Annotated in this window: 21 protein-coding genes and 1 tRNA gene; 8 read left to right on the forward strand and 14 right to left on the reverse strand. The window is 43.6% G+C overall.

Annotated features, from left to right (window positions below):
* Positions 1-57: 57 nt before the first annotated feature.
* A complete protein-coding gene (locus J6836_RS01460) occupies positions 58-861 on the reverse strand; it encodes an SDR family oxidoreductase (protein ID WP_219246156.1) in 804 nt (267 codons plus the stop codon).
* Positions 862-938: 77 nt separating this feature from the next.
* Positions 939-1580, reverse strand: a complete 642-nt coding sequence (gene tesA / locus J6836_RS01465) for a multifunctional acyl-CoA thioesterase I/protease I/lysophospholipase L1 (protein WP_219246157.1) — start codon at positions 1578-1580, stop codon at positions 939-941.
* On the opposite strand from tesA, the gene ybbA reads away from it, so the two are divergent.
* From ybbA to J6836_RS01480, 3 genes are all read left to right on the forward strand, one after another.
* Positions 1548-2234, forward strand: coding sequence for a putative ABC transporter ATP-binding protein YbbA (gene ybbA, locus J6836_RS01470; protein WP_219246158.1), 687 nt, complete (start codon positions 1548-1550; stop codon positions 2232-2234). The two genes, tesA and ybbA, sit on opposite strands and share 33 nt — an antisense overlap.
* A complete protein-coding gene (gene ybbP / locus J6836_RS01475; RefSeq protein ID WP_219246159.1) occupies positions 2231-4678 on the forward strand; it encodes a putative ABC transporter permease subunit YbbP in 2448 nt (815 codons plus the stop codon). The genes ybbA and ybbP overlap by 4 nt, the downstream gene beginning before the upstream one ends.
* A 140-nt stretch (positions 4679-4818) precedes the next feature.
* Positions 4819-6201, forward strand: a complete 1383-nt coding sequence (locus J6836_RS01480; protein ID WP_219246160.1) for an esterase-like activity of phytase family protein — start codon at positions 4819-4821, stop codon at positions 6199-6201.
* 126 nt (positions 6202-6327) lie between these two features.
* Here J6836_RS01480 and J6836_RS01485 read toward each other — a convergent pair whose 3' ends face one another.
* The 5 genes from J6836_RS01485 to ppiB all read right to left on the reverse strand — a co-directional run bounded on the left by J6836_RS01485 (position 6328) and on the right by ppiB (position 10660).
* Positions 6328-7581: an MFS transporter gene (locus tag J6836_RS01485; protein WP_255586301.1), complete on the reverse strand. Its 1254-nt coding sequence runs from the start codon at positions 7579-7581 to the stop codon at positions 6328-6330.
* Positions 7582-7683: 102 nt separating this feature from the next.
* On the reverse strand, positions 7684-8766 hold the full coding sequence (purK, locus tag J6836_RS01490; RefSeq protein ID WP_219246161.1) for a 5-(carboxyamino)imidazole ribonucleotide synthase: 1083 nt from the start codon (positions 8764-8766) through the stop codon (positions 7684-7686).
* Positions 8766-9281 carry a 5-(carboxyamino)imidazole ribonucleotide mutase gene (purE, locus tag J6836_RS01495; protein ID WP_219246162.1) on the reverse strand — a complete coding sequence of 172 codons (516 nt, stop codon included), beginning with the start codon at positions 9279-9281 and terminating at the stop codon, positions 8766-8768. The genes purK and purE overlap by 1 nt, the downstream gene beginning before the upstream one ends.
* Before the next feature lie 148 nt (positions 9282-9429).
* Complete coding sequence (locus J6836_RS01500; protein ID WP_219246163.1) at positions 9430-10155, reverse strand: UDP-2,3-diacylglucosamine diphosphatase; 726 nt, start codon at positions 10153-10155, stop codon at positions 9430-9432.
* A gap of 10 nt (positions 10156-10165) precedes the next feature.
* Positions 10166-10660, reverse strand: coding sequence for a peptidylprolyl isomerase B (gene ppiB, locus J6836_RS01505; protein WP_219246164.1), 495 nt, complete (start codon positions 10658-10660; stop codon positions 10166-10168).
* A gap of 268 nt (positions 10661-10928) precedes the next feature.
* On the opposite strand from ppiB, the gene cysS reads away from it, so the two are divergent.
* Both cysS and J6836_RS01515 read left to right on the forward strand, forming a co-directional pair.
* On the forward strand, positions 10929-12317 hold the full coding sequence (gene cysS, locus J6836_RS01510; protein ID WP_219246165.1) for a cysteine--tRNA ligase: 1389 nt from the start codon (positions 10929-10931) through the stop codon (positions 12315-12317).
* A 320-nt stretch (positions 12318-12637) separates the two neighbouring features.
* Positions 12638-13387 carry a hypothetical protein gene (locus J6836_RS01515; protein ID WP_219246166.1) on the forward strand — a complete coding sequence of 250 codons (750 nt, stop codon included), beginning with the start codon at positions 12638-12640 and terminating at the stop codon, positions 13385-13387.
* A 47-nt stretch (positions 13388-13434) separates the two neighbouring features.
* Here J6836_RS01515 and ybcJ read toward each other — a convergent pair whose 3' ends face one another.
* Complete coding sequence (ybcJ, locus tag J6836_RS01520; RefSeq protein ID WP_219246167.1) at positions 13435-13647, reverse strand: ribosome-associated protein YbcJ; 213 nt, start codon at positions 13645-13647, stop codon at positions 13435-13437.
* A gap of 18 nt (positions 13648-13665) precedes the next feature.
* Positions 13666-14523: a bifunctional methylenetetrahydrofolate dehydrogenase/methenyltetrahydrofolate cyclohydrolase FolD gene (gene folD, locus J6836_RS01525; RefSeq protein ID WP_219246168.1), complete on the reverse strand. Its 858-nt coding sequence runs from the start codon at positions 14521-14523 to the stop codon at positions 13666-13668.
* A 187-nt stretch (positions 14524-14710) separates the two neighbouring features.
* Between folD and J6836_RS01530 the strand changes: the two genes are divergently transcribed.
* The 3 genes from J6836_RS01530 to J6836_RS01540 all read left to right on the forward strand — a co-directional run bounded on the left by J6836_RS01530 (position 14711) and on the right by J6836_RS01540 (position 16876).
* Positions 14711-14787: transfer RNA gene (locus tag J6836_RS01530), tRNA-Arg, on the forward strand.
* 379 nt (positions 14788-15166) lie between these two features.
* Positions 15167-15976, forward strand: coding sequence for an HTH-type transcriptional activator RhaS (gene rhaS / locus J6836_RS01535; RefSeq protein WP_219246169.1), 810 nt, complete (start codon positions 15167-15169; stop codon positions 15974-15976).
* A 42-nt stretch (positions 15977-16018) separates the two neighbouring features.
* Entirely contained in the window at positions 16019-16876 is an 858-nt protein-coding gene (locus J6836_RS01540; protein ID WP_219246170.1) for a helix-turn-helix domain-containing protein, read from the forward strand.
* Positions 16877-16914: 38 nt separating this feature from the next.
* On the opposite strand, the gene rhaM is transcribed toward J6836_RS01540, so the two are convergent.
* From rhaM to J6836_RS01565, 5 genes are all read right to left on the reverse strand, one after another.
* Positions 16915-17229 (reverse strand): L-rhamnose mutarotase, encoded by a 315-nt coding sequence (rhaM, locus tag J6836_RS01545; RefSeq protein ID WP_219246171.1) that lies wholly within the window; start codon positions 17227-17229, stop codon positions 16915-16917.
* Positions 17230-17240: 11 nt separating this feature from the next.
* Positions 17241-18392, reverse strand: a complete 1152-nt coding sequence (gene fucO / locus J6836_RS01550; protein ID WP_219246172.1) for a lactaldehyde reductase — start codon at positions 18390-18392, stop codon at positions 17241-17243.
* A gap of 39 nt (positions 18393-18431) precedes the next feature.
* Positions 18432-19466, reverse strand: a complete 1035-nt coding sequence (gene rhaT, locus J6836_RS01555; protein ID WP_219246173.1) for an L-rhamnose/proton symporter RhaT — start codon at positions 19464-19466, stop codon at positions 18432-18434.
* Positions 19467-19540: 74 nt separating this feature from the next.
* Entirely contained in the window at positions 19541-20362 is an 822-nt protein-coding gene (gene rhaD, locus J6836_RS01560; protein ID WP_219246174.1) for a rhamnulose-1-phosphate aldolase, read from the reverse strand.
* Positions 20363-20372: 10 nt separating this feature from the next.
* The gene (locus J6836_RS01565; RefSeq protein WP_219246175.1) at positions 20373-21623 is read right to left on the reverse strand and encodes an L-rhamnose isomerase; all 1251 of its coding nucleotides are present in this window, start codon (positions 21621-21623) and stop codon (positions 20373-20375) included.
* Positions 21624-21652: the final 29 nt, after the last annotated feature.

The following is a 21652-nucleotide window of genomic DNA, read 5'->3' on the forward strand; positions in this document are numbered from 1 at the left end:
GGTATCTCTTTTGAATGAGTTAGCATTAATAGTAGAGTGGGGCTTATTTTGCTTTTTTCAAGCCTTTTTTCCCTGATTTGCCAGTATTTTATCCATCAGTTTGTCAGGTAAAATACGTTTAAGTACTCGAACAGCCACCGTTAAAAGCGTGACGGAATAACGCACACGTGGGCGTGGGCTTTCTAACGCATGGATAAGCTTTTCTACCACATGCTCTGGGGTTAAGGTAAAGCGTGAGGCAATCCCCGGGTTTTTAACCGGTTTATCTTTCTGAGTTTGTTCAACATTTTGCGTGAATGCCGTGTGAATTGGCCCCGGCTCAATTAAACTCACAAAAACACCGCTGCCTTTTAATTCTAACCGCAAGGCATCCGACCAACCTTCCAAGGCATATTTGCTCGCGGCATAAGCCCCACGACCCGGCGTAGAGATAATTCCCATCACCGAACTGGTCTGCACAATGCGCCCTTCGTTGTGTGCTAGCATGGCGGGCAGCAGTTGGAAGGTCAATTGGTGTACTCCGAAAAAGTTGGTGGAAAACTGGGCTTCAAGCTGTTCCCGACTCACACTGTTTAATGGCCCATAAACCCCAAACCCCGCATTGTTGAATAATCCGAAAAGTCGATGATTACAGAGTGTTAGCACCTCTTGTGCTGCGGTCTCTATGCTATTCTTATCATCGAGGTCAAGAGCAACAGCATCAAAGCCAAGATTTCTTAAGCGTAAGATATCGCTTTCTTTGCGACAGGCGACAATCACATGGTAACCACGTTGGCGCAGAGTTTGAGCAGCACAAAAGCCTATACCGCTTGATGCACCGGTGATCAGAACCGATTTTCCGTTTCGTGCTGATGTTTGCATAACTTTACCTTCATTTCATGCAACTGAATTTATTTCGCGTATAAAGAGCCCTTTATCGCGTTTGTTTACCGTCTATTTTACTTGTTTGAGGGTAAAATATGTGCGGAAAGTTGTTTTTCCATAAAGTCAGCAATGGATGGCTGAGCCTCAACAGTCGGGTGTATCCCATCTTGTTGTATCCATTCAGGCTTAGTGATAACAGTCTCCATGTAAAAAGGCAGTAACGGAATTTGATTGCTATCCGCCAGTTTCGGGTACACTTTTTCAAAGCTTGTTGTATAACGTTTTCCATAATTTGGTGGAATACGAATTTGCATTAAGAGCGGTTTTGCACCCGATTGCACGATTTGGTCGATAATTTGCTGTAAATTAGTTTCCAGTTGTTCGACAGGTAAGCCTTGCAGACCATCGTTAGCGCCTAATTCGATCAGCACCCAGCTCGGTTTATTTTGTTCCAATAAGGTAGAAAGGCGTTCCAGCCCTTGTGCTGATGTATTGCCACTAATGCTGCCATTGACCACCTCAATAGGCGGAGACAGTTTCTGCCAGCGGTCGGCAAGCAAAGAGGCCCATGCCTGCTCAGCCGGTAAACGGTAGCCTGCACTTAGGCTATCACCTAAGATTAATAGCTTAGTTGACGCAAGGGCGTGTCCACTTGCAGTCAGTAACAGGAGAAAAACCAATATATGTCGGCGAATAATATTCTTGAAGTTCATCATCTCATTAAACGTGTTGGTCAAGGTGAACATGAACTGACTATATTGCAAGGTGTTGAGCTAATTGTCGAGTCTGGTCAAACAATTGCTTTAATTGGCGAGTCGGGATCGGGAAAATCAACCCTGCTTGGGATCATTGCGGGTTTAGATGATGGCACGAGCGGCACAGTGAATTTATTGGGCCAAGACCTAACACGTATGGATGAAGAAGAGCGCGCCCGTTTGCGTGCACAAAGTGTAGGGTTTGTGTTTCAATCATTTATGTTGATCCCCACATTAAATGCTATTGAAAACGTGCAGTTACCTTCGCTATTACGTGGAGAGTCAGAGTCATCGAGCTACCAACATGCAGCAGAGCTACTGACTGATTTAGGCTTGAAAGATCGCATGAAGCACATGCCTCCGCAGCTTTCTGGTGGCGAACAACAGCGTGTGGCGCTGGCTCGTGCATTTAATGGTCGACCACAAATTTTATTCGCCGATGAGCCGACAGGGAACCTTGATAGGCAAACAGGGGATAAAATTGCTGACTTGCTGTTCGCCATGAACAAAGAACATGGCACGACGCTGATTTTAGTCACACACGATAACGAACTCGCTGCACGTTGCCAGCGCCGCTTGCGCTTAGTTGACGGGCAATTGAGGGAAGAAGCATGATTTGGCGTTGGTTCTGGCGTGAATGGAAAACGCCCTCATTACTGATTGTTTGGTTAGCGCTCACGCTCGCTGTTGCGTGTGTATTAGCGTTAGGGCGCATTAGTGACCGTATCGAAAACAGCATGAGCTACCAAAGCCGCGAGCTACTCGCAGGGGATCTGGTTCTGCGCTCCTCACACCCGAGTGAGCCCGCTTGGTTGCAAGAAGCACAAAAAGACGGGTTAAAATTGAGCCAACAGATTTCATTTTCGACGATGGCCTATGCAACGGAAGATGAAGATGCTCGCCCACAACTGGTGTTGGTCAAAGCCGCCGACAAGGCTTATCCGCTATATGGTGGGTTAGTTACAGAACCTGAGGGGTTAGTACCAACCCAAGGGGAGGTGTTAGTTGCGCCTCGCTTATTAGAGTTATTGAACCTGAACATTGGAGATAATATTGATATCGGTGATGCGACATTAAAGGTTTCTGGCAAGTTAATCCAAGAACCTGATAGTGGTTTTAACCCGTTCCAGATTGCACCAAGGGTATTAATTGCGATTGAAGACGCGCCGTTAACAGGGGCAATTCAACTCGGTAGCCGTTTAACCTATCGCGACATGTTTGCGGGAGATAGTCAGGTTATCGATGCATTTAAGCAAAAATTTGATAAAGACCTGCGCAATGACCAGCGCTGGTATACCTTAAATGAAGACAATGGTGCGGTGGGGAAAACCTTCCAACGTGCTCAGCAATTTTTGTTGTTGTCCGTCTTGTTAACCCTGTTGCTGGCGATTGCTGCCGTTATGGTTTCAATGACTCACTACTGCCGCAGCCGTCACCAGCTGATTGCGGTTCTGAAAACCCTTGGCGCTGGGCGTAGTGCGCTACGTAAATGGATCATTGGCCAGTGGCTAGTCATTTTAGTGGCAGCGGCGTTATTAGGTTCATTGTTAGGGTTAGCCTTTGAAGGCATTCTAATGCAAATTTTAGGGGCAATGCTGCCAAAAGAATTGCCTCCTGCTAGCCTAATGCCGTGGGTCTGGGCGGTTGGAACATTGTTTATCATAGCCGTTATTGTAGGCAGCCGACCTTATTACCAATTGATGGCGACCCAACCTTCTCGGGTATTACGTGAAGATGCAAAATCCCCAGTATGGCCGCTGCATTATTATCTCCCTGTGGTTATATTAATTGTCGTGGGCGGGTTATTTATTTTTGCGGGAGTAAACCCCCTGTTATGGTCGATTTTGGCGGGGATTGTTGTTGTTGCGATTTTATTGGCGTTGATTGGCTGGCTCGGGCTTTGGGGGCTGAGACATATTAAGTTTCGCCAACTGAGTTTGCGCCTTTCTGTTAGCCGTTTATTGCGCCAACCGTTACAAACTATCACCCAAATGAGTGCATTTTCGCTCTCGTTTATGTTGTTGGCATTATTAATTTTAGTGCGGGGGGATTTGCTCGATCGTTGGCAGCAACAACTCCCCGCGGATAGCCCAAACTATTTTCTCATTAATATGAACGAGTCACAGCTTAAGTCTGTGACACAGCTATTAGCTCAGTACCAAGTCAAACCAACCGAGTTTAACCCCGTGGTATTGGCACGTTTAACGGATATTAACGACCAATCTGCAATTGAGTGGGCTGATAAGCGCGACCCGAACAATAACACGGTGAGGCGTGAACTCAGTTTGACGTGGCAATCCCAATTGGCGCCAGCAAATATTGTGGATGAAGGCACATGGCCACCGAAAGCGGGTGAAGTATCCATCGAACAAACCGTGGTCAAAGAGCTAGGGTTAAAGCTGGGTGATAAGCTGACATTTAATGCGGGAGCACAAGTTTTTTCGGCGACAGTAAGCAGTATTAGGACGGTGGATTGGGAAAGTTTACGACCAAATTTCTACTTTATTTTCTCGGAAGAAAGCTTATCGAAAATGCCAGCAACATGGCTGAGTAGCTTCCATTATGAAGGTGATGGCCAGTTATTGACGCAACTTAGCCGCCATTACCCAACAATTAATGTGTTGGATACAGGGGCGATCATTACACAGATTCAGCAAATTCTTCAGCAAGTCAGCCAAGCCCTTGAAGTGATGGTGGTTTTGGTTATTTTCTGTGGATTACTGTTATTGCTGGCGCAAATTCAAGTGGGAATGAGCCAACGGGAACGGGAGCTGGTGGTTTATCGAACCTTAGGGGCAAGCAAAAAACTGATGCGCAGAACGCTATGGAGCGAGTTTGCATTGCTTGGCTTAATGGCAGGCCTTGCAGCAGCCTTTGGTGCTGAAATTGCCCTGTGGTTATTGCAGAGCAAAGTGTTTGATTTCCCATGGCAACCTGAATGGCGTATGTGGGTGTTATTGCCTCTGTGTGCGGCTATTTTGCTGTCTATTTGTGGCGGCTGGTTAGGCTTGCGTTTATTAGGCACAGGCAGCCAGCACCGCAGATTACCCAATGGGTGATTAGTTTATAATGAATAATTGGGCGTGAAATTATTTACGCCCAATTAAAATAACTGTCTTCAATCCTTCACAAAACCTTCATTCACTCAAGTTATGATTCTGCCGTCGATTATTGATAGCCTTAAAGTGGAAACATAACCATGCAGCATAAAAATTCAATTAAACGTTCAGTTAAACAGAAAGTAGGTTCATTTTCTTTATTGGCAAGTTTGATTTCATTTAGCCTCTCAGGGTTTGCTCAACAAGAGGTGCCTGCCACATTAGCAGGGCACTCTATTCTTCCCGTTGATTCTACTGTTCCTGCGCCACAAAATGCGCCTTCAGACTTACAAGTTAGCGGTAAATTCACCACGGGGACACGCGTTGATACCCTCGGCAAAGTGGAAGGGAAATCCGCTGATCGCCCAACAGGAAAACACATTCCAATTAAAGGGCAGCCATTACAAGGCCATTCGGGGATTAAACGCATGGCAGATGGCACCTATTGGGTGTTAACAGATAATGGCTTCGGTAATAAAGTGAATTCACCAGACTCGATGCTGTATGTAACGCAATACGATATCGATTTTAAATCAGGCAAAACCACACCACTCAAAACGGTTTTCTTCCATGATCCCGATAAAATCATTCCTTTTCATATTATTAATGAGAGTACACAGGAACGTTATTTAACGGGCAGTGATTTCGACCCAGAAAGTTTTCAATTTGCTGATGGTGCGTTATGGGTAGGGGATGAGTTTGGCCCATACCTGATAAAAATGGATTTGGATGGGAAAGTGCTAGCCCTGTTTGAAACGCAAGTCGATGGCAAAAAAGTGGTTTCCCCTGATCATTACCAAGTTACCACACCGGGTAAACCAACGGATAAAGTGACTTTTCAAGTTAATCGCTCAAAAGGGTTTGAAGGGATGGCTTCCTCGCCAGACGGTTCAAAACTGTACCCAATGCTTGAAGGCGCAATTTGGGTTGATGAAAAACAAGATTATGAAAATGTGGATGGCAAACGAGCTGCACGTATTCTTGAGTTTGATGTGAAAAAACAAGATTGGACAGGTAGAAGTTGGTTATACGTATTTGAAGACAATCAAAATGCTATCGGAGATTTTAATTTAATCGATGAGACCCACGGCTTAATTATCGAACGTGATAATGGTGAGGGGACATCGGATAAAGCCTGCGCCGCGGGCAGTACAAGCACGGAAAATTGCTTTAGTAACCTAGCGAAATTTAAACGCGTATACCGCATTGCTTTTTCAGACGAAAACGTTGGCGGCGCGGTTGATAAGCAGGCGTACATTGATTTAATGAATATTAAAGACCCAAATAGTCAAGCAAGAAAGCCACTGAATGATGGCGTATTTACTTTCCCATTCTTCACGATTGAGAACGTGGACGTGGTTGACGGCGAACATATTATTGTTGGAAATGACAATAACTACCCATTTTCATCGAGCCGTGAGCCTAATAAAGCCGATGACAATGAATTTATTTTGTTGAAAGTGCCTGAATTGTTAAAGCCTTGATTGACTTTGTGCCACCTCATTGTGGTTTATGGTGGCACAATATGAAACGAATGTTTTGATCCAATATCTGGTTTTCTGATCATTTTCCCTTGGTTATTATTTTCCCGAGCTTGTGCTCGGGATTTTTTATTTGGCGTTAAGGGAGGGTGGTTTCATCATTAAGGTCAAACCGAGGATCACTACAACAGGGGCGGCAATTACTAAAAATGCTGGGGTGAAGCTACCCGTGTAGTCCTTGATCCCACCGGCGATAAATGGCGCTAAACAGGCAATAGTTGAAATCAAGTTAACCACAGAAAACAGCTCTAAATAGGGGCCACGGCCAAAGTAATTTGATAACAACACACTTGATGCCAAGAACGTCATACCGTAACCAATCCCGACGAACAGCACAAATAAAATTAACCAGAACCAAGAGCTTGCGATACTGAGGAAGATAACGCCTAACACCATAATAATTAAGCTGCCAATGAGCAGTTTTTTCGGCTCCAGCCATTCTCCAGCAGCACCACCAATAAAACGTGAGAATGCATTTACAAAAGCCATTGTGCTCAGTAATGAAACCGCTACCGTCATACCGAAGCCCCGTTCTTCAATATGGGCAACCGCAAAGCTATTCACGGTAATCCCGCACCACAAAAATGACGTATAAGTTGCAGCGATTAAATAAAATTGCCATGTGCGCAGTGCTCGTCCAACTGTCCACACCTCGGCAGTACGGTAAATAGGCTTGCTTGCATTACTGACCTGTTTTTGCATTACTTTTTTGGCGTGTTCTTGCTCTTGTTTACCTTCTCGCAGCATAAAGATAGTGATTAATGTGATAATGCTGAGGTAGAGCGCGCACAAAACCCAGTGCATACGCCACGAGCCCAATTGGTTCGATGCGTAGAAATAAATCCATGGCCCTGCAACACCCCCGAGTCCACCAATGGTGAAATACAAGCCAAAGGCGAGGGATTGTTTTTCAAATAAACGGGAAAGCACGTAAGTGCCGGGCACTGTGGCTAATAAGGTAAAACCAATACCAATCAACGCCGTACCTAAGAAATAGGTGCTGATGGTGTTGGTGGAGTAAAGACTATAAAACCCCGCAACAAACACCAAGGTGCCGAGCAATAATGTGGCTCGCACACCGACTTTACGGATTAATAGGGACGGTAGGAAGCTTGCTAACCCGCAAGTTAGACCTAATAAGGTAAAGCCGAAACCTGCTTCACTCCAGCTCCACTTTAATTCGCTGATCATTTCGGGTAAAACAACGCCTAATGAGGTGAAAGTGATCGCAGTGGCTAAAAAATACACTAGTCCTAACAGAACTAAAATACACCACTGGTAAAACGGACTAAAATGCTGCGAGGACATAGTAACTCCAGTCATGCCGCACACCTTTAGTCAGGAGAGTTATCATCTGGATGACGGCGAAAATAGCAGAATGCCCGAAAACAAGTTCGGGCATCGATTAAGGGCTATTTTCCCTATTTATTGACGAGAGTACCAGTCTAATTTTTCATTTGCCCACTCAATGCCACTTTTGTACTCATTTGGTAAAAGTGGTACCAATGCGCTAAGTGTTTCGGCTAACAATTGGCAATCATTGTGGGAGAGGTTTAAGTGGCCGACCTTGCGTGCTGGGCGCACCTCTTTTTCATACCAATGCAAGTGGACGAGTGGCAAATTAAGCCAATCAATATTCACATCAGTGCCAATTAAGTTCACCATTACCGCGGGGCTGAATACTTCAGGAGATGGCATTGGCAGACCCAATATGGCACGTAAATGTAACTCAAATTGGCTGATTGAGGCACCGTTTTGGGTCCAGTGCCCGCTATTATGAACGCGAGGGGCAATTTCATTGATAAGCAGTGTATCGCCGACAACAAAGCATTCCATCGCCATCACACCAATATAATCAAGCTCATCCATCACCGCACTTAGCATAGCTTGTGCGGTTTCTTGCTGGGGATTTGTGGATTTTGGAAACGCAACGCTGGTGCGTAAGATGCCTTCTTGGTGCAAATTGTGGGTAATAGGGTAAAAAACGGATTCACCCGCAGCATTGCGAGCACCAATGACAGACACTTCAGCGTCAAACGGGATGCCTTGTTCGACAATGCATTCACCGTAAATTTCAGCGGGTAAATTGATTTCATCACCAGGACGTACACGCCATTGGCCGCGCCCGTCATAGCCACCTGTTCTGCGCTTGACTATCAGAAAATCACCCAGAGAGGCGAATAATTCAGGCCACTGTGCAGGGGATTCGAGCAGTGCCCAAGGGGCGGTTGACAAATTTAAGCTATCAAACAGGCTCTTTTGCGGAAATCGGTCGGCTAAACGCGGGAAAATATCACGGTTAATAAAGGCATTGTGGCGAGCTAATTCTTTGGTCAATGGTGTTTCAGGCCAACGCTCGATTTCAGCGGTGATCACGCTTTGCTGATAAGGAACCGCTTCAGGCTCAGCATCCAATCCAACAGGGAAAACAGCGATGCCTAGAGGCTCACCAGCTTGTCGTAGCATACGACCCAGTTGGCCGTTACCCAGTACGCAAACGGGTTTCATTACGCTTCCCTCGGGTCTGGATTATTGAGTACGTCGTTGGTTTGTGTTTCACGCCATGTGGATAAGCGCTTGAAAACAACTTCATCAGCGATAGCTAAGACTTGAGCCGCTAGCAATGCGGCATTTGCGGCACCTGCTTTACCAATCGCCAGAGTGCCCACAGGAATGCCTTTTGGCATTTGGACGATGGAATATAAGCTATCAACCCCACTGAGTGCGGCACTTTGTACAGGAACACCAAAAACAGGCACTAAGGTTTTGGCCGCTAACATACCCGGTAGATGTGCTGCACCACCAGCACCTGCAATAATTACATCAAAGCCGTTTGCTTTGGCTGTTTCGGCAAATGAAAACAGTTTATCGGGTGTGCGGTGTGCGGAGACAATTTCGACGTGAAAAGGAATTTGGAGTTCGGTTAATACATCAGCAGCGTGCTGCATGGTCGTCCAATCACTTTTCGAACCCATAACAATGGCGATTTTTGCCGCAGATTGAGCAGAAGCTTGGGCAGTCATTTGGTGCTTTCCTGTATTGAAAAAAACGTCACCCGAAGGTGGAGAATTGAATTGAGCCGATCATATCACGACAACGCAGCAAGGAAAACGTTTGCGTGATTAATAAATAAGCAAACGGTCGCGTTTACGACCAAGAAATTGTCTGTGGTTATTCGAAGGGAAAGAAAATCAGCTCGATGCCTTGTTCATTAATCACAAAGGCAGAACCTTCATGGTGCCATGCGCCTAATACTCCACGAAAATGTAGCTTTCCGCCAATATTGATTTCATGAATGGCAGGGCGGTGGGTATGGCCGTGGATCATCCATTTGGCTTGGTGTCTTTGTAGTGCGTCAACAACGGCTTGCGGATTAACATCCATAATGGATTCCGCTTTCATGCTACTGGCATATTGGCTGTTTTGACGCATTTTTTGCGCAATCCGACGGCGAATAAACAGCGGAAGTGTGAGAAAAATACGTTGGATCCAAGGCGTGTGAACTTTTTTACGGTAGTTTTGATAAGCCATATCATCGGTGCACAAGGTATCACCGTGTAAAATCAAAATGCGCTTATCATAAATATCGAGAAGGGTTTCTTGGGGTAAAATTGTCATTCCACACTGCTCGGCATAGCGTTTACCGATTAAGAAGTCACGGTTACCATGAATGAAATAACAAGGAATGCCTTTTGCTGTGAGCTGTTTTAGCTCGTTTGCGACGCGTTGATGAAGCGGGGTGTTATCATCATCGCCCACCCAATAATTGAAAAAATCACCGAGAATATACAGGCTATCGGCGTGGATGGCTTGCTGTTGAATAAAATTGATAAAACCGGCGGTGATCGCCGGTTCATCTTCACTCAAATGCAGATCTGCAATGATGTAAGTGGACATAGAGGCAGGATTACTCGCTGACAGTCACTTTTTCGATCACAACATCTTCACGAGGAACGTCTTGGTGGAAACCGCTGCGGCCAGTAGAAACGCCTTTGATTTTATCAACCACGTCCATACCTTCAACGACTTCAGCAAATACGCAGTAACCCCAACCGTCTGGGCGCTCTGAACGGAAGTTTAAGAAGTCATTATCGGCAACGTTGATAAAGAATTGTGCAGTGGCAGAGTGTGGGTCGTTAGTACGAGCCATTGCCAGCGTGCCACGGGTATTTTTTAAACCGTTGTTTGCTTCGTTTTTAATAGGCGCTTTCGTGTTTTTTTGTTCCATGCCCGGCTCAAAACCACCGCCTTGGATCATGAAGCCGTTAATAACACGGTGAAAAATGGTATTATTGTAGAAACCTTCACGGCAGTAAGTTAAAAAGTTTTCGACTGTGACTGGCGCTTTATCGTCAAATGTTTTGATAACAATGTCGCCGTGATTGGTATGAAATGTAACCATAATAGCTATCCTGAATAATTGTTTTTTGTGCGCTATCTTGCGAAAGCGTTGAGATCTGCACGTTTATATCACAGATAAAACCCGACTTGAAGTGACAGTGCGTTTTGCCGATGCTTTATAGCATAATAGGTGTGTATTAAATGCCTGTTGAATTCAACAAGAAAAGGCGGGGCAAACCCTTGCATTCTTAAGGTGATCGGGGTTCAATAACATGGTATTTTACCGATAGAAATCGATAATCATTTTTCACTTACATGGAAAAGTCCAGATGCTACAAATTTTTAATACACTAAGTCGTCAAAAAGAAGAGTTTAAGCCCATCCACGTAGGAAAGATTGGGATGTATGTGTGTGGCATCACTATCTACGACTTGTGTCATATCGGCCATGGCCGTACATTTGTGGCATTTGATGCAATTAGCCGCTATTTGCGCTATTTGGGCTATGATTTGAATTATGTTCGTAACGTTACGGATATCGACGATAAAATCATTAAACGCGCCGCGGAAAATAACGAAAGTGTTGAAGAACTCACCACTCGCATGTTAGCGGAAATGCACAAAGATTTTGATGCGTTGAATATTCTACGCCCTGATAGCGAGCCGCGTGCAACGCGCCATATCGGCGAAATTATTACGTTAACTGAAAGCTTAATTGAACGCGGTCATGCTTATGTAGCGGATAACGGCGATGTGATGTTTGAAGTGAAAACTGATCCAAATTATGGCCTGTTATCTCGCCAAGATTTAGAACAGCTTCAAGCAGGTGCTCGCGTTGAAGTGGCTGATGTTAAACGTAATCCAATGGATTTTGTGCTTTGGAAAATGTCCAAAGAAGGTGAACCAAGCTGGGAATCTCCATGGGGCTTAGGCCGTCCAGGCTGGCACATTGAGTGTTCTGCGATGAACAGCAAAACACTGGGTAACCATTTTGATATTCACGGTGGCGGTTCAGACTTAATGTTCCCGCATCATGAAAATGAAATTGCTCAATCGACCTGTGCTCATGATGGCCCATACGTGAATTATTGGATGCACTCTGGGATGGTGATGGTTGATAGAGAGAAAATGTCGAAATCTCTCAATAACTTCTTCACGATTCGTGACGTGCTCGAGTATTACGATGCTGAAACAGTGCGTTATTTCCTGCTTTCAGGCCATTATCGTAGCCAACTGAATTACACAGAAGAAAACTTGAAACAAGCACGTACTGCGTTAGAGCGTATGTACACAGCATTACGTGGCACAGATAAATCAGCAAAAGCAGCGGGTGGTGAAGCCTTTAAAGCTCGCTTTGTTGAAGCCATGAATGACGACTTCAATACGCCAGAAGCCTATTCCGTGTTATTTGACATGGTGCGTGAAATCAACCGTTTGAAAGCGGAAGATATGGCAGCGGCTAACGGTATGGCAGCAGAACTACGTGAGTTAGCAGGTGTGCTTGGCTTACTGGAACAAGACCCAGAAAGCTTCTTAAAAGGCGGCGCTCAAGGTGAAGATGACGCGGAAGTTGCAAAAATCGAAGCGTTAATTCAACAGAGGTTAGATGCACGTCAAAATAAAGATTGGGCACAAGCCGACGCTGCACGTGATGCATTAACGGCGATGGGCATTGTGCTGGAGGATTCATCGGCGGGGACGACGTGGCGTCGTAAGTAAGCGCCTACGCGTCATATTTCAAACCGCAGCGTTGTTGTCTGCGCTCAGTTACCTTAGTCACATACTTATGTATGCTCCTAAGGATAACTTCCCTTGACGCCTAGCTGCAATTTGAACTATTTAGCGTATTGGGTGCAGAATTTAATAAAATTAAACGGCTAGGTATTGATTCAATATCTGGCCGTTTTCTATTTAGTGGCTAAATTTGCAAGAAATAATTATTTTTCCATCAAATAATAAGCTCAATTAATGAACAAAATGTAGCCATCAAGAGTGCGAACAATATGATGGCGCTATTATTTGAAATAAGGGTAATAATTATGGCATCACCAATTAGCACATCAATCAGAAGTTTATGGCCTGCAACATCCGTTAAAAAAAGTCTTATCACCTTTTTAAAAAATCTTAAGGGGGTTAAAAGGCAGCCAGCGAATATGCCCACTGCAACTTGGTATATTCCAAGTGCGATACCATCCAAAAGTACAAAAGCGCCGATTGATACAAAACAAGTACTGATAAAAAGCGAACAAAAGGTGGTAATGGCAGGTATTGAACCAATCAAGGCCAAAGCACCACCTGTTGAACAATTTCTCTCACATATTATGCAAAATAAACCCAAAGTGATAATTGTCTGGTCATCAGCGGAGCACCAAGAAAAGCAAGGGAAAATGTTGTTTTCAGAAGGTGTTAAAGAGCAGCAGTTTGGTGATTTGAAAATGCGTTCATTTAAAACTGCAGTCACGAAATGCATTGGGAATTTGAATCTGGATTGTTATAACTTAACGATTACCCATAATAATCAACAATACCCAGTGCCTGTCATGCATGTAACTAATTGGTCTGAAGATATGAAATTGCAGCCAAACGAAAAAACAGGTCTGACTAACCGTATGTTTGAATTAATGGATCAGCGGGTTGTATTGAGTTCATATCCAAATAGAAACAATGACCAAAATCAGGCAGACAAAGCAGTTGGTGGGATCGCTCAGTTTGCTTTTGGGGAAAGAATTCCAATGAATGTATTTGAGAGTATTCGAGTTGAGAATAAATTAGGTCAATTAAGGACGTAAACCTGATGGAAAGATGGGTAAATAGGCTAACCTATTTACCCAACATCTTACTCTGCAATTTTGACTTGTTCGTCGCCCATAGAGACAACTTTGCCTGCCAAAATTTTACAGCGTTTACGGGTTTCTACTTCGCCGTCAACCTGTACTAAACCTTCAGCGATCATGGCTTTTGCCATTGCACCGCTTTCTGCCCATCCTTGAATTTTTAGCAAATCACACAGTTCAACATGTGGGTGCCCTTCAAGATTGAAAATTTCCATGAATAACTCCAAAATACATTAAATATCGTGATACTCTTCGCACGCTTGCAGCGTGTTTTGAATCAGTGTTGCGACAGTCATTGGACCTACACCACCCGGAACAGGGGTGATCCACGCTGCGCGTTTTGATGCTTCATCAAAGTCTACATCACCTGTCACCTTGCCATTTTCTAAGCGGTTAATGCCCACATCAACCACAATAGCATCAGGTTTAATCCATTCTCCCGGGATGAAATTCGGTTTGCCAACAGCCACAACCAGTAAATCAGCATTGCGGACATGCTGTTCTAAGTCTTTGGTAAAGCGATGTGTCACAGTTGTTGTACAGCCTGCTAATAATAGCTCAAGGCTCATAGGACGACCGACAATATTTGACGCTCCAATAATAACGGCATTGAGGCCATAAGTATTGATGTTGTAGCGTTCAAGCAACGTGACAATTCCACGAGGCGTACAAGGGCGCAAACGAGGCGCACGTTGGCACAGGCGACCGACGTTATAGGGGTGGAAACCATCAACGTCTTTATCTGGGTGAATTCGTTCAATGACTTTGACGTTATCAATACCAGCAGGTAATGGCAGCTGAACTAAAATACCGTCAATTTCAGCATCTTGGTTTAAATCGTCAATCAGTTTCAGAAGTTCAGCTTCTGTTGTGGTGTCGGGTAAATCATAAGAGCGAGAAATAAAACCGACTTCTTCGCAAGCACGGCGTTTGCTACCGACATAAATTTGAGATGCAGGGTTCGCACCCACTAAAATGACCGCGAGACCCGGAGCCCGTTTTCCTTGTTCTAAACGTAACTGTACTTTTTGAGCAACTTCCTGCCGAATTGTCTGCGCAATCGTTTTCCCATCAATAATTTTTGCTAACATCTGTAACTTAATCCATATATGAGACACGGTGATGGCTCTATTTTGTCAGAAGTTAACGCCATTGTCAGTTCAAACTGTTACATAAAATGAGCATATAGCTATTTTAGTAGCGAAAAGCCATTGACTCAGCGCTCAGCAACCGTATAATTCAACGCCATCAGCCAGATAGGCTGCCTGCATTAACAATGCGCCCTTAGCTCAGTTGGATAGAGCAACGGCCTTCTAAGCCGTAGGTCACAGGTTCGAATCCTGTAGGGCGTACCATTTCGAAGTCAATGGACATCAACCGATGTCTTTTTTTATGCCTGAAATTCAGTGAATTAGCTGATTTTAACCTTTCTTTTGATAACCAATTCTATTTTAATAAGGCAGAGAGTTAAAAAGCTGAAGATTACCTTCTCTTGCAAAACAGCTATCTTAGATGAAGTAGCCTTGGTGTATTCAACGTCACATTTCACACATTTATTCGATCAACTCTTGAAAATATTGCCAATAACAAGTGATTGCTTGGCGGTAATTTCAAGGTGATTTTGGATAAGATCACTAGAATGAGGAGATAAGGGTATTTACGGTAAATGGATTATCGGGACATAAACCCAACGGTGAGTATTACAGGTTAGGAGTACTTATTGGGAGATCTTTCATGAAACTCTATAGCGAAGATTTTTTTATCACACCACAGCAGCATATTGCGGTTGAACCAAGGGTGCCTCAGCCTATTTTTCCTGAGCATACACATGATTTTAGCGAGATTTTTTTGGTGACTCAAGGCGTTGGCCTGCATGTACTTAATGGGCGGCCTTATACATTATGCTCAGGTATGGTGTGTTACATTAAATCCAGCGATTATCACTTATTTGATAATGTCTCTAATCTCAATTTAACTAACGTGTTATATCGTTCAGACTCTGGCTTTACTTATTTAAACAATATCAGTCATTTTTTCCCCGCCAATACTGAAAAAAACATTTCCCATTGGTTATTAAATAAAGAGCATTGCAATAAATCGCAACAGATCATTGATAAACTTAATGAAAGTGATGGTTCTGACCCTGCTTATACTGAAAGTTTGTTCTTACAGTTAATTATGAACCTGCAAGAGGGACGTTATAATCACGTAGGTGAGGGGAATAATGAACAGCGTATTATTCAGATGTTACGGTGGTTGAATGCAAACTTTATGGAGGAAATTGATTGGGAAAGTTTAACCTCTCAGTTTTCGGTTTCGCTGCGTACTTTTCATCGATATATGAAAAATAATTTAGGTATATCACCACAAAACTATTTAATAAAACTGAGGCTATCTGAAGCATATTATCAAATCCGTTTTTCAGAGAAAACGATTACGGATATTGCGCTGGAAAGTGGTTTTAATGATAGTGCGTATTTTTCAACGCGTTTTAAAAGTGAATATAATTTCACACCTCGTGACTTGCGTCATTGCAGCAATTAACAAAGATCGACATGATCATTCTTACACTTTTTTGAGGTGGTCATGATACAAAAAATTCTATCTCTCAACAGCAGTGATTATTTTATTCGGACTGAAAACACCGTGACGGTAGAAAAACGGAATTCTCAGGAAGATTTTATTATTCATCGTCATGATTTTAATGAGTTTGTGATTGTTTTTTCAGGGAATGGCTTACACCATTGGAATGGTGATGATTACCCGATTACGTGTGGTGATCTGTTTTATATTAATGCAGAGGATAGTCATGGCTATCACTCTGTAAATGATTTAAAACTGGTGAATGTCTTATATAAGCCTAATGAATTTTTGATTCAACAGTCTATTGAAAAGTATGTGCCATTGAGCCATCAGCCAGAAATATCTAGGCATTGGAAGTTACCGCCTTCGAGTTTACCAACATTAATGCCAATTATTGACAAAATGGCATCAGAATGCCAAAAACCTGATATTCCTTCGATTCATCTTTGTGAAGGGTTATTCTTACAATTGGCAATTTATATTTACCGTTTACGATATCAGCCTGATCAAGCGCCAATAAGCTTATTACATCAAATGGATCAGCTAATAAACTGTTTAAATTTAAGTATCAATACGCCATTTTCACTAGATAAGTTTGCTCAAAAACACCAGTTGTCCGCTCGTTCATTACAGCGTTTATTCAAGTCGAAAACAGGAATGACGGTAATGGAATATCTACAACAATTACGTCTGTGCCAAGCGGCATTATTATTACGTAGTACTTCATTGTCGATCAGTGAAATCGCTGGGCAATGTGGTTATGAGGACAGTAATTATTTTTCGAGCGTTTTCCATAAAAAAATGAATATGACCGCAAGTGCATATCGCCGTTGCTTTTTACAAAAAAATAAATTGAGATAAGTGCTAGCCAATAGGCTAGCACTGTCTCGGGAAGAATATTACTCTAAATAAAATACGGTATTTAGCTCATCGCTAGTTGGGCTATTATCGGGGTTTGATGGCATGATATCAGACATATATTTCCACCACCTTTGGCACACTTCTGTTTGTGCAACGCTATCCCAACGTTCCTGAGATTCAATTTCCACATAGCCAAACAATAAATCTCGTTTGTTATCTAGGAAGATAGAATAATGATGTGCTCCATGTTCCTTGAGTGTAAGCACTAATTCAGGCCAAATTTCATCGTGTCGGCGCTGATACTCTTGGTGTGCATCAGGAGCAACTTGCATCACAAATGCTTTTTTTATCATTCTATTATCCCCTAATAAATTGCTTGATATAATTCAATGATGTCGTCTAATGTTGCATTGCGTGGATTGCCCCCAGTGCACACATCATCAAAGGCTGCCTGGGCAAGGGAGGGAATGTCTTCCAGTTTCATGCTGATTTCACGAAGTTTTTCAGGAATGCCAACATCTTTATTCAGTGCAAAGACTGCGGCAATAGCTTTGCCTCTGGCTTCTTGAAGTGATAGGGAGTCTATATTTTTGACTCCCATTGCACGGGCGATATCGCGGTATTTTTCCCCTGTATAATTTGCGTTATACGCCATGATATGGGGCAATAAAATGGCATTGGCGACGCCATGAGGTGTATTGTAAAACGCCCCAAGTGGGTGAGCCATACCATGCACCAACCCTAAACCAACGTTAGAGAAGCCCATTCCAGCCATATATTGTGCAAGAGCCATTGTTTCAACGCCTTGCGGGGCACCTTTTACGGATTGCCGTAACGAGTTGCTGATCAATTCAATAGATTTAAGATGCAGAGCATCAGTTAGAGCCCAAGCCCCTTTCGTGATATAGCCCTCAATCGCATGAGTTAGGGCATCGACCCCAGTTGCGGCTTTCAGGCTAGCGGGCATGGATGCCATCATTGACGGGTCAATAATCGCAACCACAGGGATACTGTGGGGGTCAACGCAGACAAATTTACGGCACAGTTTGTTGTCTGTGATGACGTAGTTAATTGTGACTTCTGCTGCGGTTCCCGCGGTAGTGGGTATTGCGATAATCGGAACCGCTGGGCTTTGAGTCGGAACGACACCTTCTAAACTCACCACATCTTCGTACTGTGGGTTATTGATAATAATCCCAATTGCTTTGGCGGTGTCTTGCGGAGAACCACCACCGATAGCGATAAGATAATCTGCATTAGATTGTTTGAAGTATTCTAGCCCTTGTTGGACGGTATCAATGGTTGGGTTAGGAATAACGTCATCATAAATGGCGTAGTCCAATTTAGCATTATCTAATAATTGGGTGACTTTACTGACAACATTAAATTTAACCAGATCTGCATCCGTAACAATCAGTGCTTTGTTAAATTGGCGTTTTTGAATTTCCTCTACAAGGTGGTTAATGGCTCCCTCGCCAAAGTATGAGGTTTCATTGAGTATCATTCTATGGGTCATCGCTGACCTCCCGATCGATTAAAATAAAAAGTCGTTACGTTATGCCGCCATTCCCAAGCCAACAATATTTGCAGCTAAGATAATCACTAAGCAGCCTAAACATAAAACTCGGACAGGTTTTCTGCCAGTGCCTTTCCATTCTTTTAGGGCTAATCCCACAATACCGCCACACAGTACATAAAAACTCATATGTAGCATCCAGCTCATAAAGCCGTATTGTGATGGAATATTGGCGTGTCCCCATGCGTAGAAGAAGAATTGGAAGTACCACATACCGCCACCCAAAATGGCAAATAAAATATTGCTGATCAGCAGGGCTTTGGGGACAGAGATATCTGATTTGAAAGAGATATCTTGGCGATAAATAAGTCTAATAAAACAATAGCCTAAGTTGATTAATGCGCCGCCACCCATGATGATGACGTAGCTTGGTAGTGCGACATAGAGAGGTGAGACACCTTGTGCTGCGGAAGCTTCGTGCATAGGAACAGCAGCGCTCATAGCAAATGACATACCCGCAGAGAAAATACCGCACATCACGGCCAGTAATAAGCCTTTTTTCAGGTTGAATTCTTCGGCTTGTACTCCAGTCGCTTTTTCTTTCAGTAACCCTGCATAGGAGACGATGGCGACCCCTAGAACAGCCACTAAGACACCGAGAATCGTTAATTTTCCACCCGTAGAAGCAATTAACTCGCCAAATGTGCCTTGAATAATAGGAGTCATCAAGGTACCGACGATGAGTGTAATACCAATGGCAATCCCAATCCCCATTGACATACCTAAATAGCGCATGGTCAAGCCATAGCCAATATTACCCACCCCCCACATGGCGCCAAATAAAAATACGGGGATCAGAATATTTGCACTAAAAGAGCTGTAATAGGCCCAAAAGTCAGGAAGTAAAATATAACTGATGGTCCAAGGTAAAATAATCCACGAAAAAATACCGGCAATGGACCACATCGTTTCCCATGACCAGTTTTTAACTTTCTTTAATGGTGCGTAAAAGCATGCGGCTGAAGCTGCGCCGACAAAATGCCAAAAAATACCGAGTAAAATTCCACTGCCCATGAACTATCCCTCACTGTTTATTATCGTTTTAATTTCTCTGTGGAAGAAGAGCCCTATCCACAGAGAAACAGGTTTTATTTCAATGCATCAGGCATTGGTGTGACATTAAATCGCTTGGCAAGCGCAATCAGATTTTCTGTTGAAATAGTTTGTTTTTTCCCTCCCATGGAGAGAACTTTTACCAATATCTCCGCGGATTTTTCTGCGGTATCAATTAAACCAAAAGCATCATCTAAGGTTGGGCCGGAGCCAAAAATACCGTGGAAGGGCCAAAGTACTAGGCCATGTTGTTTCATTTGTTCCGCCGTTTCTAAACCGATACCATCTGTGCCAGGTACCATCCATGGCAGCACACCAATACCATCAGGGAAAACGACCAAACATTCGGTACTCATTTCCCATAAATGACGTGTGATGGATGCACTATCGAGTGGTAAAACATAGCTTAATGCAATGATGTTAGTTGCATGACAGTGCATGATGACACGGTTGGTACCATTAGTGACCTGCATACGTGTGATATGCGATTGAAAGTGTGCAGCAAATTCAGAGGTTGGTATTGCACCATTCACAAAGCCCCAAATAATATGGTAACCCTGACCTTCGTTATCGATACGAACCAGACCCAAGTTATCTGCAGGGTCTAAGGCAACGTTACGGAAGAACTTACCAGAGCCTGTAACAATAAAATATTGGTTTGCAAGCGCTTTAACTGGCTCTGTCGCTTCGATGTAACGCGGTTCAGCGTGAAAGGCATGCTTAAACGGTGCAACATCGTCTTCGGTTAGTCGTAAGCTCACATTACCGCCATTGCGTTCATCCCAGCCTTTGAGCCACATATCGCTGGTGGCTTTGATCATCCCTTGAACAAACCAAGATGTCAGAATATCTTGCATACAATTCACCTTAACGTGTTAATAATGTTGATTTTTCGTATTGTTTAACTTCATCTAACCATTTTTCGCCGACAGGAACATTGTTGCGTTCGCAATATTCATCCCAAATGGCTTGCCACGGCAGGCATTTTTGTTCTTCTAATAGCGCAAGGCGAGCAGTGAAGTCCCCTTCAATTTCGAGTTGGCGTAGTCTTGCTGTTGGCTCAAGCAAAGCGCGTAGCAATGCTTTTTTCATATTGCGAGTCCCAATGACCCAAGCGGCAATACGGTTAATTGATGCATCAAAGAAATCGAGACCAATATGCACACGGTTTTTTAAGTTATGGCGAATGATTTCATTGGCAATGGCTTGAGTTTCATCATCTAACAAAATGACGTGGTCACTGTCCCAACGTACAGGGCGACTGACGTGTAGTAGTAGACGTTCAACATAGGGAATGACCGCTGAAATTTTATCCGAAATGACTTCGGTTGGATGGAAGTGCCCGGCATCTAAACATAAAGCGGTTTTACGTGTGATGGCATAGCCCAAATAAAACTCACTGGAGCCTGCGGTGTAAGACTCTGCGCCAATACCGAATAATTTACTTTCGACGGCATCGATATGATATTTAATATCAATTTTTTCACTGATAATTTCATCCAATGACTCGACTAAGCGTTGGCGTGGAGCATAGCGGTCAATGGGGAGATCTTTCATCCCGTCGGGAATCCAAATATTCATCACGGAAGCGCTATTTAATGACTCACCAAAATAAGCAGAAATACGGCGGCAAGCTTGCCCGTGGCCAATCCAATAGTCTCTAATTTCTTTATTACTATGGGTGAGTGTTGCTTCGCCACTGAGCGGATGGGAAAAATAAGAAGGGTTAAAATCGAGTGCGATATGATTTTTTTTCGCCCAATCCACCCAATTAGCAAAATGGCGTGGTTCAATTTCATTACGTTCGACGGCGGTATCTGCTTCAAGATAAAGAGCATGCAGGTTAACGCGTTTAGGACCTGGAATTAAGCTCATCGCTTTATCCATGTCTGCACGTAATTCAATCGCATTGGTTGCTTTGCCAGGGTAATTACCAGTAGCTTGAATACCGCCGCTTAAAGCGGTTGCGGATTTTTCAAAGCCAGCTACGTCATCTCCCTGCCAGCAATGCATCGATACAGGCAAGTCTGCCATGGCTTGCATCGCCAGTTCAGTATCGATACCAAGGTCAGCAAAACGTTGTTTGGCAATAAGATAACTTTCTTTGTAATTAGACATGAAATTTTCCTTATAATTTATCGATATAC

Source organism: Providencia sp. R33 (assembly GCF_019343475.1).
Lineage (GTDB): Bacteria > Pseudomonadota > Gammaproteobacteria > Enterobacterales > Enterobacteriaceae > Providencia.

Bases quoted from the DNA above. Each gene is read 5' to 3' on its own strand.
- tesA (WP_219246157.1), bottom strand. From the start codon at position 1,580: ATGATGAACTTCAAGAATATTATTCGCCGACATATATTGGTTTTTCTC.
- J6836_RS01460 (WP_219246156.1), bottom strand. From the start codon at position 861: ATGCAAACATCAGCACGAAACGGAAAATCGGTTCTGATCACCGGTGCA.
- J6836_RS01565 (WP_219246175.1), bottom strand. From the start codon at position 21,623: ATGTCTAATTACAAAGAAAGTTATCTTATTGCCAAACAACGTTTTGCT.
- J6836_RS01485 (WP_255586301.1), bottom strand. From the start codon at position 7,581: ATGACTGGAGTTACTATGTCCTCGCAGCATTTTAGTCCGTTTTACCAG.
- rhaD (WP_219246174.1), bottom strand. From the start codon at position 20,362: ATGCAAGATATTCTGACATCTTGGTTTGTTCAAGGGATGATCAAAGCC.
- ybcJ (WP_219246167.1), bottom strand. From the start codon at position 13,647: ATGGAAATTTTCAATCTTGAAGGGCACCCACATGTTGAACTGTGTGAT.
- folD (WP_219246168.1), bottom strand. From the start codon at position 14,523: ATGTTAGCAAAAATTATTGATGGGAAAACGATTGCGCAGACAATTCGG.
- J6836_RS01480 (WP_219246160.1), top strand. From the start codon at position 4,819: ATGCAGCATAAAAATTCAATTAAACGTTCAGTTAAACAGAAAGTAGGT.
- J6836_RS01500 (WP_219246163.1), bottom strand. From the start codon at position 10,155: ATGTCCACTTACATCATTGCAGATCTGCATTTGAGTGAAGATGAACCG.
- J6836_RS01540 (WP_219246170.1), top strand. From the start codon at position 16,019: ATGATACAAAAAATTCTATCTCTCAACAGCAGTGATTATTTTATTCGG.
- purE (WP_219246162.1), bottom strand. From the start codon at position 9,281: ATGACTGCCCAAGCTTCTGCTCAATCTGCGGCAAAAATCGCCATTGTT.
- rhaM (WP_219246171.1), bottom strand. From the start codon at position 17,229: ATGATAAAAAAAGCATTTGTGATGCAAGTTGCTCCTGATGCACACCAA.
- purK (WP_219246161.1), bottom strand. From the start codon at position 8,766: ATGAAACCCGTTTGCGTACTGGGTAACGGCCAACTGGGTCGTATGCTA.
- ybbA (WP_219246158.1), top strand. From the start codon at position 1,548: ATGTCGGCGAATAATATTCTTGAAGTTCATCATCTCATTAAACGTGTT.
- cysS (WP_219246165.1), top strand. From the start codon at position 10,929: ATGCTACAAATTTTTAATACACTAAGTCGTCAAAAAGAAGAGTTTAAG.
- ppiB (WP_219246164.1), bottom strand. From the start codon at position 10,660: ATGGTTACATTTCATACCAATCACGGCGACATTGTTATCAAAACATTT.
- fucO (WP_219246172.1), bottom strand. From the start codon at position 18,392: ATGACCCATAGAATGATACTCAATGAAACCTCATACTTTGGCGAGGGA.
- ybbP (WP_219246159.1), top strand. From the start codon at position 2,231: ATGATTTGGCGTTGGTTCTGGCGTGAATGGAAAACGCCCTCATTACTG.
- rhaS (WP_219246169.1), top strand. From the start codon at position 15,167: ATGAAACTCTATAGCGAAGATTTTTTTATCACACCACAGCAGCATATT.
- rhaT (WP_219246173.1), bottom strand. From the start codon at position 19,466: ATGGGCAGTGGAATTTTACTCGGTATTTTTTGGCATTTTGTCGGCGCA.
- J6836_RS01515 (WP_219246166.1), top strand. From the start codon at position 12,638: ATGGCATCACCAATTAGCACATCAATCAGAAGTTTATGGCCTGCAACA.